Genomic DNA, 16280 nt, shown 5'->3' on the forward strand with positions numbered 1-16280 from the left:
TCAGAGGTCGCCGCCGCCGCTTTTGCTTTTCACGGACCTGAAACGCGACCCTTTCACCCAAGACTTCGGCAGACAAGGCACCACGCTCTTCCTGTTTGACCTTTCCGCCTTGGCGTTCGACGGCCTTAAAGGAGTTTATCCCCTTGACATACGGTAAAGGAAACCCCACATATACTGTATGAAACAGACCAACGTCCGCCAGTTCTTCAAGCAATTCCCCACCGACGAGGCTTGCCTTGAGCATTTGTTCAACGTCCGCTTCGGTCAAGGCCATGTCTGCCCCAAGTGTGAGCGTGAGGCGAAGTGGTATCGCCTGACCAATGAACAGGCTTTCTCCTGCCAGTGGTGCGGCCACCACATTCACCCGATGGTGGGCAGCATCTTCGAAAAGAGCCGGACGCCCTTGCAGCTTTGGTTCTACGCGGTATTCCTGTTCACCACGTCCAAGCATGGCGTGAGCGGCAAGGAATTGCAGCGTCAGCTTGGTGTCACTTACAAGACCGCATGGCGCATGGCGAAGCTGATCCGCGAACAAATGGCGGCGGTGGACGGCGAAGAACCTATTGGCGGCGAAGGCATCGTGGTTGAAGTCGATGAGACCTTTGTGGGCGGCAAGACCAAGGGCATGGACTGGCGCAAGCGCAAGAGCGTTGTAATGGCGATGCTGGAACGTGACGGCACCGCGATTGCCAAAGTGGTCCCAGACCAGACACGCGGCTCTTTGAAGCCGGAAATACTTGAGAATGTTAGGCAGGGTTCAGAACTGCATACGGACGAGCTGCGGGCTTACCAAAAGACGTTCCACCCTGCGGAGTACACCCACAAGACAGTGAACCACGGTCAGGGCGAATGCGTGGCAGAGGGCGGCACGACGACTAACCAGGTCGAGAACTTTTTCCGCCACCTGAAAAACGCAATCTCAGGCACACATATCAGCGTATCGCCCAAGTATCTTGAGACCTACGTCAAAGAGTTTGGGTACCGCTTCAATCGTCGGATGCGTCCTCAGACGATGCTGGACGAGTTGCTTTCCCGTTTCCCTGAACTGGACGCTTGATCACGGCGTCCAACTTGTCGAGGTCGCCATCTGGGTCGGCTTCGTGTTCTTTGATAAACTCTTCAATCTTACCCTTCTGGCGTGCTGACTTGAGACTCGTCATCTTCGCGTACCTCCGTTCTATCTTCAATCTGAGGTGGTGGCTCAGTTCCAGGTAAGACTTCTTGTTGTGGCAAAGGAGATATCCAGTTTAGCCACTCCAAGTGCTGAATGTGAGGCACTTCATCGGGCCGGAAAAATAGCGTAACTCTATGGAAAGTGCAGTTCCTAAAGGAACAGTTCCTGAATAGGTAGCCATTTAAGAATGGCCTTTCCCCAGATAGCGCAACGGCGTCCACCTTGATTGGCTTAACATCATTGATGCCGTTGTTTATCTCCAGATAGACATTGGCAGGTCCTACAATTTCACAATCAACAAAGTTCTTTCCATCGACAATCGGGTTTGACGGAAGAACAAAATCGTTCAGAAAAATCCTCTTGCCCTCAAATACCTTAGAGAGCGGGTCAACGCCGCCCGTTTCTTTCATGAATTTTGCGTCGTATTTGGACCGGACAGAGTTGCTCATTCCGTAGCCGTAGAGCGCAACGGATACTGCATATAAGAGCAGCCCACCAAAACCAATTGCGACCCAAGATAAAGGGGCGAACTCAGAAAACACGCCGGTAGCCCTCGCGGCCCATGCCGGTAGTGCAAAGCTGCTTGCAGGGAAGATCGCCCCCCATACAAAAGCCCCAAGTGACCAGCGCCACTCCAAACCGGAAAGGGCGCGGTTCAATTTTTCCATCTTTCTCATGATCCCTCATCTCACGATACCTCGCGAGAGTCGAGAACAACGTATGCTGAGGGGATACACCCCGCCTTAAACGGCGTGGCCAGAATGCGGTGCTTTGCCCACGGCAAGTTTCGCTCTATGGCCGCGAGGTGCGCACGGGATCTTCGCTCTTCTCCAGATCTTGGCAAGGCCACTGTCACTGAGGCCATAACCCTCGGCCAGTCTCGACATCGGTGCGGCCCACACCGCGCGATAAAGGTCTTTGCGCGCTATCGTTGTGGGGTTTGTTGGAGGGGTCATTCGGGCGGATTGCGCCGAGTCCTTGCCAAGAGGTGTGTGAGCCTGAGGTGCCCCAACATCAGCTACCCGCGCTTCTGCCTCGACAGACTTCGACTTGAGCCTAACCTGCTGCTTCTCCGTATTCAGCACCAGCGGCTCGACACATCCAGAAGGCGTCTGCGGCAAGGGCGGTTGCCCGATAGGTTTGCTGAACTCCTTCCGCGTCCAATGTCCGGGCGAAGGTTTTGGAACATCTGCACGCCGCAGCCGTGGGCACAGAACTCCCACGGTAACTCCGAGTATGACCGCCAGATGCTTCATCGGTCTCGACCATACGAGGTCGTAGAGCTCTTGGCGTATGGAGCGATGTTCCATGGCAATCAAACATTGAGCCATTTGGGTCTGTGGCTCACAAATATCAGCAACGCACGTTTAGAGCGAAACAAGAATACCTGATAGTCTGAGCGGGCATTGGAATTCGCCTGTCAACCATGGTGCGGTTCTATCCTGCTGCCTCTTCAGCCGATACTCCCGCGTTTTTCCACGCGCGATATCTGCTCACCTTTGCAGGGTGCGGGTTTGGTGGTGATATGGCGCTGAAGCACGTTATTACGACCGCTGGAAATACACGATCATCTTGAGGTGGCGGTGCTCATCCACGGTCAGCATTTGATGGTTGAAGCTGAGAAGCGTGTCGTTGTCTTCTGCAAGCAGACCGCTGACGCCTCTGGCACAGATGTCCATGCCCGGTTGTTCCATCCACCGGCGGAAGTCCGGCGACACCTTTTTCAGGTCTTCAACCAGCCAAAGCATGTCCGGATCGTCCGGCGCGGCGGCCAGATCGTATCGGAACTGCGCGACCAGCCGGGGCGCATCCTCTTTCCACTCCGGCAGGCGCCGCCGCAGGTCGGGATCGGCAAAGACCATGCGGATGATGTTGCGGTCCCGTTGATCCCGATCGGAGAAGGTGAACAGATGGTCGGCCGCCGCATTCCAGGCGATGACGTCCCAGCGAAGATTGGATACGTAAGCCGGCCGTTCGGTGAGATCATTCAGCAATTGTTGAACCAACGGATCGACCGATGGCCATTGACGGGCTTCCGGCGGTGGCGGTCGCCTGTGGGCCAGCAGGAAAAGATGGCTGCAATCGGCATCGCCCAGTTTGAGCGCTTTGGCGATTTTGAGAAGAAAACTCTCTGACACCTGGATGTCGCGGCCTTGCTCGAACCATGTGTACCAGGTGAGCCCGACGCCCGCGAGTGCGGCGACCTCCTCGCGCCGGAGCCCGGGCGTGCGTCGCCCGCCGGTGGTCGGCAGGCCGACATCAGCCGGGGTGAGCGCTTTCCTGTGGCGCGTGACGAACTCCGAGAGGTCGGGTTTGTCGCGCGCAAGGGTTCGGCCAGACAAGATTGTTGCCTCTAGTAATAGGATGATTTCTTATATTGTAACAGTCATCACCTAGCTGGACTGTCCGCCTCAGACAAGGAGGCGACATGACAGTTCATCACGACGGCACGGTTTCTCATCCAGCAACGGCGGCGGGGTCCAAGGCGCCCTCGCCCGCGAGGGCCGGGGTGCGCCAATGGCTGGGGCTGGCGCTGCTGTCCCTGCCCACGATCCTGCTTGGCCTCGACCTGACACTTCTCCATCTCGCATTGCCGGCGTTGGCTGCCGATCTGAAAGCCACAAGCACACAGGCGCTTTGGATCATGGATGCCTACGGCTTCATGATCGCGGGCTTTCTCATCACCATGGGCACGCTTGGCGACCGGATCGGACGGCGCAAGCTGTTGCTGACCGGGGCTGTGGCATTTGCCATCGCGTCTGTGATTGCAGCGTATTCGACAAGTGCCCCGATGCTGATTGCAGCGCGGGCTGCCCTGGGGGTGGCGGGGGCCACCTTGATGCCCTCGACCCTCGCGCTCATCAGCAATCTGTTCGCTGACCCGCGTGAGCGCGCGATCGGCTTTGGTGTCTGGGCGACCATGTTTGCCCTTGGCATGGCGATGGGACCCATCGTGGGCGGGGCGTTGCTGGAGCATTTCTGGTGGGGTGCGGGTTTTCTTCTTGCCGTGCCCATTGTCGTTCTGCTGCTTATCCTTGCGCCTGTTCTGTTGCCGGAATATCGCGCGCCGAATGCCGGGCGGATCGATCTTGTCAGCGTGGTGATCCTGCTCGCCGCCATGCTGCAGGTGATCTACGGCATCAAACAGATGGCCAAGTACGGGTTTTCCCTTGATGCGGCGGGCATTGCTGCGGCAGGTATCTTCTTTGCGGTGATTTTTGTTTGGCGGCAAAAGCGGCTTTCCGATCCGTTGCTTGATATGAGCCTCTTTGCCGACAGGGCCTTCTCTGTCGCGCTCATCGTGCTGCTTTTTGGGCTGGTGGCTGTCGGTGGCACCATGCTGCTCGTGACCCAATATCTGCAACTGGTGGCCGGCTTCTCCGCGCTTGTCGCAGGTCTATGGATGGGGCCGCCCGCGCTTGCGATGGTTGCCGCCGGTGTCGGCGCGCCGCTTGTCGCGCAGTATGTCCGGCCCGGTTTCGTGGTGTCCGCCGCGCTTGGTCTGTCGGTCATCGGCTATCTGATGCTCACCCAGTTGGGCGACGCCGAAACGGGGGTTGCCATGGTGGTTGCGGGCTTCTCGCTGGCTTATCTCGGCCTTGGCACCATCGCTGCGCTCGGCACCGGCTTGGTCGTCGGATCGGCGCCACAGGAGAAGGCGGGATCCGCATCGGCCATGTCGGAAACGGTCCAGGATCTGGGCGTGTCGCTCGGCATCGCTGTTCTCGGCAGTCTTGTCACTGCGATCTACCGTGGCACCATGCTTGACCGCATTCCCGACACGCTTGAGGAAGAGGCCCGCCTTGCGGTCAGTGACAGCCTCTGGGCGGCGTCCAACATCGCGGCAGACCTGCCAGCCGGGTTGATCGAAGATGCGCAGAACGCATTTGTATCCGGGTTTAATGCCGCTGCGATCTTCAGCGCCATCAGCGTCACGATCCTTGCCATCCTTGCGGCAGTGATGCTGCGGCATATCGAACCCCTTGGACCATCTGATGAGCCATCGTGAATCGGATGGACCTGCATCGTCTCCGCATCCTTGTTACTGCCGCCGACGAACAGACTTTCAGGCGTGCCGCTGTGCTGATTGGCGTCGGTCAGCCGGTTTTTCGCCACAGGTCGCGGCGCTCGAAGATGAGCTTGGCGTCACCCTGGTCGAGCGCAAGAGCAAGGGCGCACGTCTTACCTAAGCCGGGCGGATGTTCGTGGCCGACGCTCGCAGGATCGCTGCTGATGTGGAGAGTACGCGGGACGCTCTCGTGTCCGTCGCACACGGAACGGCTGGCCGGTTGCGCCTTGCCATCTGCGACGACGCCAAGACGCCGACATTCGCATCGATCCCAACAGCGTTTCGGAAACAGTATTCGACGACTGACCTGGAGGTGTTCGAACTGCCTGGCGCGATGCAGCCGTCCGCCCTTCGACACGGCGTGGCGCGACAACTGGTTGATCGCCATGCCCCAGGGTCATCGATTGGCAGTCGTTGAGACCGTTCCGCTCGGTGCTTTGACTGGCGAAGACTTCATCACAACAAATCCCAGTTTTGGTCCCGGCTGCCATTCGCAAAGCGAGGCCATGTTCGATGCGGCAGGCGTCTAGCCTCGCATCGTCGCGCGGGTGTTCCGTCGGCGGACCATGGCGATGCTGCTGCGGTCCGGCGCGGAGTTCCCCTTATGCCCGCTGCATTCGCCGGTACTGTCTTGGACGGTATCGTGACGCGCCTATTGTTGGCTGGTGAGCACAATATGTGCGTCGCAACCGCCTATCCCGAAGGTGATCTGGTTGGCGGTGTGGCGCAGTTTCTGCGCATCGCTCAAGCAGCCTGCGAGCAATCCGAATGACATCGGCCGCGTAAAGCAACCCGCATTTCGCGGATGCTCAAGCTGCTTTAATACTACCAAACGAGCTGTCGCAGTCTGGCCTGCGCCATCGCATTGCCGATCGCACGATCCGTGCTTGAGCGCGCGCATCGCCGAGCTGACGGCGACCCGGAACCAGGCGCGCATGGAGGCCGAGCATGCGAAAAGCGCGATCCGGAATGCAGGTCAGCATCTGTCGCCGTAGCACCTAGCCGGGAAGCCATATCCGCCCGTCAGAAAATGCGTGGAAAGAACGGCGGATTTCGGCGCGATCATCTGCGGCCTTGGCGCAACGCTTCGAAGTTGCAGACCGCGAGGTCCGCATCATGGCGTCGCATGAAGAGCTGATCCGGGTGTTGGCCGCTTCGAATGGCGTAGGAACGGCGGCGAACGGCCTTCGCACTTATGTTGCAGGATGGCGGGGAGACAGGGATTCGAACCCTGGGGACGCTCTCACGCCCAACGGTTTTCAAGACCGCCGCATTCGACCACTCTGCCACCTCCCCGCACGGGTGCGTGACGCAGTCTTCGTGGAGCGACCGTTTAGGCAACGCATCTGCATCAGGCAAGGGATAATTGATGCCAAAACGCCCGGGCCGACGCCTGCAGCCTTTTCTTGAGGCGCTCTGCACGGTATGGTCTTGGGCAAATGGGGCAACAAACGGGTTCAAAGCAAACCCGACCCGTAAAATGAGCGCAAAGCGCCACGGGCAACAGGCAAGGGACGAGATATGGAACGAGCGATCGGGTGGACCCTGAGACCGGCGCGGGCATTGGGCCTTTGCGCTGCACTGACCGCATTGGCGGCTTGCGAGGACAGCGGTCAGTTTGCCTTCCTTCAACCGAAAGCGGAACGCGAGGGGAGCGCGGCAGACAGCACGGGCACCACGACCCGTCTTGTGGAACGCGATGTCGAAGCGCCGGAGGTCTTTCAGGTCTCCGAAGCGGGGCTTTGGGACGGGCGTCCGTCCCTTGGCGGCGTCTGGGTGGCGCATCCCGACGTCTCAGACCCGGAAAGGGTCATTATCCGCAACACGTCGAACGGCAAGTTCGTGATCGGTGCCCTCTTCCGCAGGGAGCGTGAGATCCCTGGCCCAAGGCTGCAGACCTCATCGGACGCGGCCAGCGCTCTTGGCATGCTGGCCGGAGCGCCGGTAGAATTGCAGGTCACGGCATTGAGACGGGAGACCGTGAGCGACCCCGATGCGGCACCGGAAGAGGCGGAAACGATCGCCGCAGCGGATCCGATCAGCGAAGAAACGCTTGATCCCATTGCATCCGCGGGGTCAGCGATTGACACGGCAGAGGCACCCGCGACAACACAGACTGCAGCAGCCCCGGCGCCGACACTGTCGAAGCCCCGTGCCTCGTCACTGGAAAAGCCCTATATTCAGATCGGGATTTTCAGCGTCGAGCGGAACGCCAACAACGCCGCATCCCAGATGCGCGCGGCGGGAATGGTGCCGACGGTGCGCAAGCAGACGCTTAACGACAAGCCGTTTTGGCGGGTCGTCGTTGGCCCTGCGCAAACAAGTGCGGAGCGCAGCGCGCTTCTCAAAGAGATCAAGTCCGTCGGGTTTACCGATGCCTATTCGGTCACGAACTGACCGGACGCAGAAGAAAGAAGGAGAAAACCGGTGGCCCTCCAACCTCTCACCGTGATCCGGTCCTGCCTGAGTGCCGCGGCACTGGCGGTTTTTACCTTGCCGGCCGCAGCGTTCGACACACAGGCCAGTTCCGCCTTTGTTATGGATCAGACCACCGGCACCGTGCTTTTGAACAAAAACGCGGATGAGCCTTTGCCGCCAGCGTCGATGTCGAAGCTGATGACACTCTACATGGCGTTCGAGGCGATCCGCGACGGGCGGCTTTCCCTGGACGAGCGCCTGCCGGTGTCACAGCACGCGATGAGCTTTGGCGGCTCCACCATGTTTCTGGACACCACCGACCGCGTACGGGTGGAAGACCTGTTACGCGGTATCATCGTGCTTTCAGGCAATGACGCCTGCGTCGTTGTCGCCGAAGCGCTCAGCCCGGATGGAACCGAAGCGGGATTTGCCCGCCTCATGACCCAGAGGGCCCAGCAAATGGGCATGACCAATTCCACCTTCACGAATGCCAGCGGCTGGCCGCAAGCAGGCCACCGCATGTCGATGCGGGACCTCGCATTGGTGGCCGACCGGCTGATCAGCGACTTCCCGGAATTCTATCCTCTCTTCGCCGAGACGGAATTCGCCTTTGACGGGCGTGCCCCACAGAACACGCGAAACCGCAACCCGCTGCTTCGGCTGGGGATCGGTGCGGACGGGCTGAAGACCGGTCACACGCAAGAGGCCGGATACGGGCTGGTCGGCTCTGCCGAACAGGGCGACAGGCGTGTGATCTTCGTGATCTCCGGCATCGACACTGTACAGCAGCGCGCCCAGGACGCGGAAGCAATTGTTAACTGGTCGTTTCGCCAATTTGCCGAACGTGAAATCGTCAAGGCCGGCACCCGCATCACCGAGGCGCAAGTCTGGATGGGAGCAGAACCGACGGTAGGATTGACCCCGGCAGAGGACCTGACCGTTCTGATGCCGGTTCTGACAGGTGACCGGATCGAGGCGGAAGTGGTCTATACCGGTCCGATTTCCGCCCCAATCGCGGAAGGGGATCCGCTGGGCGAATTGGTGTTCACCCCCGAAGGACTGCCGGAAGTCCGCCTGCCCCTGGTTGCCGACAGATCAGTGCCGAGGGGCGGCTTCCTGCCGCGACTGGCAACGGCTGCAAACATCCTGATCACGCGCCTGAACGAAGGTCCAGAGGGCGCGATGTGAGCGGCAAAGGCCGGTTCATCACCTTCGAAGGCATCGACGGGTCAGGCAAGTCCACGCAGGCACGCCTATTGGCCGACCACCTGCGCACCGAAGGTCACGACGTCATTCTGACACGGGAACCGGGCGGGTCTCCGGGTGCAGAGGAGATCCGCCGGCTGGTGCTTGAAGGCGATCCGGATCGCTGGTCGGCCGAAACGGAGATCCTCCTTTTCACCGCCGCGCGACGCGATCACATGGAACGCACCATCCTGCCGGCGCTGGAAAGCGGCAAGATCGTGATCTGCGACCGGTTCGCGGACAGCACGCGCCTCTACCAAGGTCTCAGCCGGGGAGATCTGCGCGACGTGGTCGACAAGCTGCACGCTCTGATGATCGGACGGGAGCCGGATCTGACCATGCTGATCGACATGGATCCCGAAACCGGCCTGGACCGTGCATTGTCGCGCCGAGGTACGGAAGAGCGGTTCGAGGCGTTTGGCACGGATCTGCAGAGGCGGATGCGCCAAGGATTTCTGGATCTCGCCCGCTCCGATCCCGACCGGTTTCACCTGGTCGACGGTAACCGGCCCATGGATGCAGTGGCCCAGGATGTGAGAGCCGTGATCGAAGAGCTTCTGGCATCGGTTGACTGACAAAGGACTGGCTGCATCTTGCGCTTTGGGGTCGCCCCTCTGCAGTAACTGCGATAATCAGACGGCATGACCGAAAGCGACTTACCTGCCCCAGATCAGGCCCCCGGCGCACCGCATCCTCGCGAAACCCAGCGTCTTTTCGGTCAGACCGCCGCCGAAGCCGAGTTATGCGCCGCCTTTGCGGGCGGACGCATGCATCACGCTTGGCTTTTCACCGGTCCGCGCGGTGTTGGCAAGGCAACCCTGGCCTGGCACTTTGCCCGCTTTCTGCTTGCCACGCCTCCCCCGGTGGACGATGGGCTTTTCGGCGCGCCGCCGCCTCCGACCTCGCTTGATGTCGATCCCGATCATCCCGTTGCCCGCCGCATTCTGGCCGGGTCCGAGCCGGGTCTGGCCGCCATCACGCGCAGTGCAAATCCGACGACAGGCCGGATGAGGGACCGGATCGTCGTCGATGATATCCGCCAGCTTGCCCGCTTTTTCGGGCTGAGCGCGGCGGATGGCGGGCACCGTGTCGTGCTGGTTGATGCGGCGGATGAGATGAATGTCTCTGCCGCCAATGCCCTTCTGAAGATGCTTGAGGAGCCGCCCGCGCGCACGACGCTTTTGCTGGTCTCCCATCAGCCGGCGCAACTGCTGCCCACGATCCGCTCTCGGTGCAGAACGCTGCGCCTGCAACCGCTGGCCCCTCACGACATGGATGCCGCGCTTCGGCAGGCGGGCGCAGACGCACCATCAAACCCCGCCCATCTGGCGGAGCTGGCCGCAGGATCGGTCGGCACCGCCCTGCGCCTGATCATGCTCGACGGTCTGGGGCTCTATGCAAAACTGCTCGATCTGCTCTCTACACTTCCAAATCTCGATCGGCCGCGCGCCTTGGCGCTGGCCGAGACCGCAGCGGCGCGTGGCGCGACCGATCGGCTGGACCTGATCTTCTCTCTTCTCGATACGGCGCTTGCGCGGCTGGCGCGCACCGGTGCGACCGGCGCGCCGCCGCCCGAAGCCGCAGATGGAGAAAGCGCACTTCTGCTTCGTTTGTCGCAGGATGCACACGCCGCGCGCATATGGGCCGATGCAGCCGCCAGCCTGCGCGCCCGCGTGGGCCATGGCAGGGCGGTCAATCTTGACCCTGCGGCGCTGGTCCTAGATACGATGCTCAAAATTCAGCAAACAGCGCTTGAGCGGTCATGACAGAACTCCCCCAGATTACCGACAGTCATTGCCATCTCGACTTTCCCGATTTCGAAGGAGAGCTGGACGACATCGTGACCCGCGCGGCGGAGGTCGGAGTGACGCGGATGGTAACGATCTGCACACGCCTGTCGGCGGAGCCGTCGGTCAGGGCCATCGCCGAGGCGCATGCGCCGGTTTTCTACGCGGCAGGCACCCACCCGATGAGCGCGGCTTCCGAACCGATGGTCGCGGCGGACCAACTGATCGCGCTCGCGGCACATCCCAAATTCGTGGGGATCGGGGAAAGCGGTCTCGACTATCACTACACCGCCGACAGCGCATCGGTGCAGCAGGAAAGCCTTAGGATCCATATCGCAGCCGCACGGCAAACCGGTCTGCCCTTGATCATTCATGCACGTGCTGCGGATGAGGATATGGCGCGGATCCTGACCGAGGAATACGGCAACGGCGCTTATTCCTGCGTCATGCACTGTTTTTCATCCGGGGCCGGGTTGGCGAAGGCCGCGCTTGATCTGGGTTTTTATCTGTCGATGTCGGGCATTGCAGCCTTTCCCAAGAGCCAGGAGCTGAGGGACATCTTCGCTAACGCTCCTGTAGATCGCATTCTGGTGGAAACGGACGCCCCTTACCTGGCGCCGCCACCGTACCGGGGCAAGCGCAACGAACCTGCATATACCCCAAAGACGGCGCGTGTCGGGGCCGAGCTTTTCGGCCTGGACTATGCCACGTTCGCCGCGCAGACCGAGGCCAATTTCGAACGCCTCTTCTCGAAGGTTGCGCAATACGAGGCCGCCGCGTAATGGCAGAGCTGCGTTTCACGATCCTGGGCTGCGGATCCTCGGGCGGCGTGCCCCGGCTGGGCGGGCATTGGGGGGATTGCGACCCGACGAACCCGAAAAACCGGCGTCGGCGCTGCTCCATGCTGGTAGAGCGTGAAAACGAGGCCGGGACAACGACGGTTCTGATCGATACCTCGCCCGATCTACGCAGCCAGCTTCTGGACACCGGGACCGGGCGGCTTGACGCCGTGCTCTACACCCATTCGCATGCGGATCATGTGCACGGCATCGACGATCTGCGCATGATCGTCTTCAACATGCGGTCGCGGCTGCCCGTCTGGGCGGATGGAGACACCCAGAACGCCCTTTTCTCACGCTTTGGCTATGCATTCGTGCAGCCCGAAGGGTCCCCCTACCCTCCCATCCTCGACATGAAGACCATTTCGGGCCCGTTCGAGATTGACGGCCCCGGAGGCGCGATTCCCTTTACACCCTTCACGGTTGGCCATGGCAGCATCGAAGCACTGGGGTTCCGTGTTCACGACCTGGCCTATCTTCCGGACGTCGTTGAGATACCGGAGGACGTCTGGCCCACGCTCGCGGGGCTTGATTGCTGGGTTCTCGACGCGCTGCGCCGCACGCCACACCCGACCCATGCGCATCTGGACCTCGCGCTTGAATGGATCGCCCGCGCAGAGCCGCACCGTGCCGTCCTGACCAACATGCATATCGATATGGATTATGTGCAGGTGGACCATGATACACCCGACAACGTGATGCCAGCCCATGACGGGCAGGTGATCCGCTACACGGTCTGACCCGCGTGCAACACGAGGCAACCGGACCTTTTTGTGTGCATCGCATGTTAAACCGGAAGGCCATCATCGCAGGTGCCGAACCGGAGGGGCCCTTTGACGGCGCCGTCCTGCACCGTGGCGTGGCTGGCGCCTTTCGGCAGAGCGCCCCTGTTGCCGCAAGGCCGGAGCTTCAAGCGATCAGATCATGCAGACGCTGATCGAGGTCATTCTACCGGTCTTTCTGGTGATCGGCGCGGGCTATGCGGCGACACGCGCGGGATACTTCGCACAAACCCATGTCGAAGGGTTGATGCGCTTTACGCAGCATTTCGCGATCCCCTGCCTTCTCTTTAACGCGATTGCCAAGCTGGACCTGTCGGCAAGCTTCGATCCCCGTTTGCTGGCCAGTTTCTATACCGGCGCGGCCGCCTGCTTTCTGCTGGGCATCATGGGCGCGCGCGTCCTCTTTCGGCGCGATTGGGAGGATAGCATCGCCATCGGTTTTTGTTGTCTCTTCTCCAACTCGGTCCTGCTGGGTCTGCCCATCACCGAACGGGCCTACGGCGCCGACGCCCTGACCGGAAACTACGCCATCATCGCGCTGCACTCTCCTTTTTGCTATGGGCTGGGCATCACGGTGATGGAGATCGTGCGCAACAGGGGCAAAAGCGGTCTCGCGCTGGTCCGGTCGGTCGGCACGGCGATGTTCTCCAACGCCCTTATCCTTGGCATCGTTCTGGGTTTTGCGGTCAATCTGTCCGGCTTCACGCTGCCGCAGGCGGTCGACGATGCGCTGGCGCTTCTGATCCGGGCGGCTTTGCCCGCGGCCCTTTTTGCCCTGGGTGGTGTGCTGGTGCAATATCGACCCGAGGGTGATCTGAAGACGATCTTCTTTGTCTGCGCGATCGCATTGCTGGTCCATCCCGCCTTTGTCTGGGCGTTGGGCGGATACTTGGCCTTGCCGCAGGATCTGTTTCGCTCGGGCGTCCTGACCGCCGCCATGGCGCCCGGCTTTAACGCCTATATCTTCGCCAATCTTTACGGACGCGCAAAGCGGGTCGCGGCATCTTCGGTGCTGCTGGCCACGGGGCTTTCGGTGTTTACCGTATGGCTTTGGCTGTCCGTACTGGGGTGATCCTGGTCACCACCTGCATGCAATCCCCCAAAAGCGCCTTTGATGAGGTGGATCGTTCCTCATTTACCTGGACCTTGATCCAGTCAAAGACCTAGTTTCGGTCGATTTGACGGCTCGCCAACAGAACCGGCGAACCACCGCGCACCCCGAAAATTCGGGTAGGTTGGTGCCGCCTCCTCCCTTAGAACACTGTTCCTGAAAGGGCCGCTTTTAAACGTCACCTTTGAGGATCGCATTTCATGCTTGCAGATTTTCGTCTCAATATTGAAGACCGCGCCGATCAGGAGCACCCCGACATACTGGCTTTGCCCAACGGCAATCTGGCCGTGGTTTGGGACGATGCCACACTTGATCCGGGCTTTGGTGGTTTTACCGGTGTGCGGCTGTCGCTGTTCAACGCCGACCAACAGCGGCTGATCCAGGAATACCGGGTCAATGACGAGGCCGAAGACACCCAATGGACCGGGCTTCTGGCCCCAAACGGCAACGGCTTTGTCGTCGCTTTCGAAGGCAAGGGCCCCGACAAGAACGGGGTCGACGACCCGTATTTCGACGTCTATTTTCAGCGCTTCGATGCCAATGGCACACCGCTGGGACCGCCCGATGCCTTTGGCGGGCGCAACGTGCAGGTCACCCGACAGGTATCCGAGGACAACCGCATCCAGGATATCGAAACCCTGGCCGATGGCAGTTTCGTGATCGTGGTCGCCCGTTCGAATGTGCGCACCGACTGGACACTGGAGGCGCATCGTTTTGCTGAGGACGGTACCAGAATCGGCACCCCCACAATCCTGCATACCGATGCCGATACCGGGCTGGCCCAGGCCGGGCGAACTCTGACCCCCAATACGCAGGTGACCGCGCAGCCAGATGGCGGCTATCTGATGACCTGGTGGCAGGATCCGGATCTGCCCCGGCATATCGACGCCGTCTTGGCCCGGGGCTTCGATGCGAACGGCAATCCGACCGGACCCGTCCAGGTCCTGACCCCGACCTATGGCCCCCCGGGCACCGGGTTCATCTTTGACCGTTACCGCGCCCCTGAAACCATATCGCTGGGGGACGGGCGCAATCTGGTCTTCTGGGTTCTTGACGCCGATGACGACGGGCCGCGCACCGATCAGGCGCAGATGCGCATCGTGGACCGCAACGGCGCGCCACTCACGCCGATCCTGGATGCCAGCTCCGGGGATGGTGCGGTTTTTCATCCGTCCGATATGCTGGCTTTGGGGGGCGGCTATACGCTGTTAGCCTATGGCGATTTCCGCCCAAATGTGGGCGAATCCTTCCAGGATTTCTACGCCGTCATGCTGCGCCTCTACGGTCCGGACGGCCGGCAGATCGGAAACGCGGTCGAGGTCAGCGAATTTTTCTACATAGATGCCACCGCACCGCGCCTGGCACTGAGCGCTGACGGCACGCTCAGCGTGACCTGGCATGGCGGAGACATCGTGCGCAAGGATGTCTATGCGACCTTTCCGGATGTCAACGCAGTCCTGGGCCAGATGCTGGGTGTGGATGGCGCCTATTTCGGGCAGGAGATCAATGACACATTGGTGGGCAACGACGGCGGCGAGGTCTTCTTCGCGGGGGACGGCAACGATCTGCTGCGTGGAGGGGCCGGAGCCGATACGCTGAACGGAGGGGCGGGAGCGGACACGGTCTTTGGCGGGGACGGCCGCGACCGGGCGCTGCTGGGCGATGGCAACGATCTCTTCATCGACAACGGCCAAGGCGGCGATTGGGGCCGGGATACGGTCTTTGGTGGTCGAGGGAACGATACGATCGAAGGCGGCAACGCGGACGATGTCTTTTACGGCGAAGATGGCGACGACATCATCCTGGGACGCCTGGGGGATGACGCGCTCTTTGGCGGACAGGGCGCGGATCGGATCTTTGCCGGGGATGGTGCGGACCGCATCTATGCCGGAGAGGGAGACGATACGGTCTACGGAGGCAATGGCCGTGATCTGGCCTTTCTGGGCACCGGCGCAGATGTGTTCGTCGACAATCCCCAAGGCGGGCCAAACGGGCGCGACACCGTCTTTGCCAGAGAAGGCGATGACACGATCGAAGGCGGCAATGGCGACGATGTCTTTTACGGCGAGGGCGGCAACGATGTGATCCGCGGCCGATTGGGGAACGATCTGATATTCGGCGGCGACGGGTTTGACACGCTGTTCGGCGGAGAGGGAAACGATACCGTCTTTGGCGGCAACGGGCGCGACGTGATTGTGCTGAACCAAGGCAACGATCTTTTTAATGACAACGGACAGGGCGGTTCCAATGGGTCAGACACCGTGTTCGCCGGCTTTGGAAATGACACGATCCAGGGCGGCAACGGCGATGATGTGTTCCTTGGGGAGATGGGCAATGATCTGATCTTTGCCCGCCTTGGAAATGACAGGGTGATCGGCGGGACCGGTAACGATACGCTGGGCGGCGGCGACGGCGCGGACACGTTTGTATTTGGCCCCGGCTTCGGCGCCGACCGGGTGTTTGACTACCAAAAGGGAACCGACCGGCTGGAATTGGACGATGCCCTCTGGACCGGCGCGCTGAACACGGCGCAGATCATCGACCGTTTCGCAACCGACACCGGGACAGACATCCGCTTTGATTTCGGTGGCGGCAACGTGATCGTGCTGGCGGGGGTGGCTGATCTGACCGGATTGTCAGGCGATCTGATCATCGTCTGATCGTTTTCACGTTGTATTCTGATCGAAGCAAACATGCTGGGAAGAACAAATGCCCCATGTCCGGCCCATCCCTCCGGACAACAACCGGTGCCCACCCTACACCGGGCGCCATCTTCTGGCGGCCGCAGTTGGTCCGATAAAGGACATTCCGGCGGATCAAAGAGAGGCCCCTCCTCCCTTGGCGACGTCTGCCGC

General features: G+C 60.9%; 14 protein-coding genes and 1 tRNA gene. 11 read left to right on the top strand and 4 right to left on the bottom strand.

What is annotated here, in order from left to right; translation table 11 throughout:
- Positions 1-178: 178 nt before the first annotated feature.
- On the top strand, positions 179-1057 hold the full coding sequence (locus CFI11_RS15410) for an IS1595 family transposase (protein WP_130407491.1): 879 nt from the start codon (positions 179-181) through the stop codon (positions 1055-1057).
- Positions 1058-1125: 68 nt separating this feature from the next.
- Here CFI11_RS15410 and CFI11_RS15415 read toward each other — a convergent pair whose 3' ends face one another.
- On the bottom strand, positions 1126-1842 hold the full coding sequence (locus tag CFI11_RS15415) for a hypothetical protein (RefSeq protein WP_165390280.1): 717 nt from the start codon (positions 1840-1842) through the stop codon (positions 1126-1128).
- 876 nt (positions 1843-2718) lie between these two features.
- On the bottom strand, positions 2719-3516 hold the full coding sequence (locus tag CFI11_RS15420) for a helix-turn-helix transcriptional regulator (protein WP_130407495.1): 798 nt from the start codon (positions 3514-3516) through the stop codon (positions 2719-2721).
- Positions 3517-3602: 86 nt separating this feature from the next.
- Here CFI11_RS15420 and CFI11_RS15425 point away from each other — a divergent pair, with 86 nt between their 5' ends.
- Positions 3603-5183, top strand: a complete 1581-nt coding sequence (locus tag CFI11_RS15425; protein WP_130407497.1) for an MFS transporter — start codon at positions 3603-3605, stop codon at positions 5181-5183.
- An 88-nt stretch (positions 5184-5271) separates the two neighbouring features.
- On the opposite strand, the gene CFI11_RS15430 is transcribed toward CFI11_RS15425, so the two are convergent.
- Positions 5272-5631, bottom strand: a complete 360-nt coding sequence (locus CFI11_RS15430; RefSeq protein WP_130407499.1) for a hypothetical protein — start codon at positions 5629-5631, stop codon at positions 5272-5274.
- 216 nt (positions 5632-5847) lie between these two features.
- Between CFI11_RS15430 and CFI11_RS24350 the strand changes: the two genes are divergently transcribed.
- Entirely contained in the window at positions 5848-6015 is a 168-nt protein-coding gene (locus CFI11_RS24350; RefSeq protein WP_165390281.1) for a hypothetical protein, read from the top strand.
- Between the two features lie 434 nt (positions 6016-6449).
- Here the strand turns inward: CFI11_RS24350 and CFI11_RS15435 are convergent.
- Positions 6450-6539 (bottom strand) — tRNA-Ser (locus CFI11_RS15435).
- A 225-nt stretch (positions 6540-6764) separates the two neighbouring features.
- Here CFI11_RS15435 and CFI11_RS15440 point away from each other — a divergent pair.
- From CFI11_RS15440 to CFI11_RS15475, 8 genes are all read left to right on the top strand, one after another.
- A complete protein-coding gene (locus CFI11_RS15440) occupies positions 6765-7640 on the top strand; it encodes an SPOR domain-containing protein (RefSeq protein ID WP_130407501.1) in 876 nt (291 codons plus the stop codon).
- Positions 7641-7670: 30 nt separating this feature from the next.
- Complete coding sequence (locus CFI11_RS15445) at positions 7671-8849, top strand: D-alanyl-D-alanine carboxypeptidase family protein (protein WP_130407503.1); 1179 nt, start codon at positions 7671-7673, stop codon at positions 8847-8849.
- Entirely contained in the window at positions 8846-9481 is a 636-nt protein-coding gene (gene tmk / locus CFI11_RS15450) for a dTMP kinase (RefSeq protein WP_130407505.1), read from the top strand. Before CFI11_RS15445 ends, tmk begins: the two co-directional genes overlap by 4 nt.
- 66 nt (positions 9482-9547) lie before the next feature.
- Positions 9548-10672, top strand: a complete 1125-nt coding sequence (locus tag CFI11_RS15455; RefSeq protein WP_130407507.1) for a DNA polymerase III subunit delta' — start codon at positions 9548-9550, stop codon at positions 10670-10672.
- Complete coding sequence (locus CFI11_RS15460; RefSeq protein WP_130407509.1) at positions 10669-11475, top strand: TatD family hydrolase; 807 nt, start codon at positions 10669-10671, stop codon at positions 11473-11475. Before CFI11_RS15455 ends, CFI11_RS15460 begins: the two co-directional genes overlap by 4 nt.
- Positions 11475-12272, top strand: a complete 798-nt coding sequence (locus CFI11_RS15465; protein WP_130407511.1) for an MBL fold metallo-hydrolase — start codon at positions 11475-11477, stop codon at positions 12270-12272. Before CFI11_RS15460 ends, CFI11_RS15465 begins: the two co-directional genes overlap by 1 nt.
- Positions 12273-12453: 181 nt before the next feature.
- Positions 12454-13386: an AEC family transporter gene (locus tag CFI11_RS15470; protein WP_130407513.1), complete on the top strand. Its 933-nt coding sequence runs from the start codon at positions 12454-12456 to the stop codon at positions 13384-13386.
- A gap of 239 nt (positions 13387-13625) precedes the next feature.
- The gene (locus CFI11_RS15475; RefSeq protein WP_130407515.1) at positions 13626-16085 is read left to right on the top strand and encodes a calcium-binding protein; all 2460 of its coding nucleotides are present in this window, start codon (positions 13626-13628) and stop codon (positions 16083-16085) included.
- Positions 16086-16280: the final 195 nt, after the last annotated feature.

Origin of the sequence: Thalassococcus sp. S3 (assembly GCF_004216475.1) — a bacterium.
In the GTDB taxonomy this organism is placed as follows: Bacteria; Pseudomonadota; Alphaproteobacteria; order Rhodobacterales; family Rhodobacteraceae.

Bases quoted from the DNA above. Each gene is read 5' to 3' on its own strand.
- CFI11_RS15410 (WP_130407491.1), top strand. From the start codon at position 179: ATGAAACAGACCAACGTCCGCCAGTTCTTCAAGCAATTCCCCACCGAC.
- CFI11_RS15415 (WP_165390280.1), bottom strand. From the start codon at position 1,842: ATGGAAAAATTGAACCGCGCCCTTTCCGGTTTGGAGTGGCGCTGGTCA.
- CFI11_RS15425 (WP_130407497.1), top strand. From the start codon at position 3,603: ATGACAGTTCATCACGACGGCACGGTTTCTCATCCAGCAACGGCGGCG.
- CFI11_RS15430 (WP_130407499.1), bottom strand. From the start codon at position 5,631: ATGGCGATCAACCAGTTGTCGCGCCACGCCGTGTCGAAGGGCGGACGG.
- CFI11_RS24350 (WP_165390281.1), top strand. From the start codon at position 5,848: ATGCCCGCTGCATTCGCCGGTACTGTCTTGGACGGTATCGTGACGCGC.
- CFI11_RS15440 (WP_130407501.1), top strand. From the start codon at position 6,765: ATGGAACGAGCGATCGGGTGGACCCTGAGACCGGCGCGGGCATTGGGC.
- CFI11_RS15455 (WP_130407507.1), top strand. From the start codon at position 9,548: ATGACCGAAAGCGACTTACCTGCCCCAGATCAGGCCCCCGGCGCACCG.
- CFI11_RS15460 (WP_130407509.1), top strand. From the start codon at position 10,669: ATGACAGAACTCCCCCAGATTACCGACAGTCATTGCCATCTCGACTTT.
- CFI11_RS15465 (WP_130407511.1), top strand. From the start codon at position 11,475: ATGGCAGAGCTGCGTTTCACGATCCTGGGCTGCGGATCCTCGGGCGGC.
- CFI11_RS15475 (WP_130407515.1), top strand. From the start codon at position 13,626: ATGCTTGCAGATTTTCGTCTCAATATTGAAGACCGCGCCGATCAGGAG.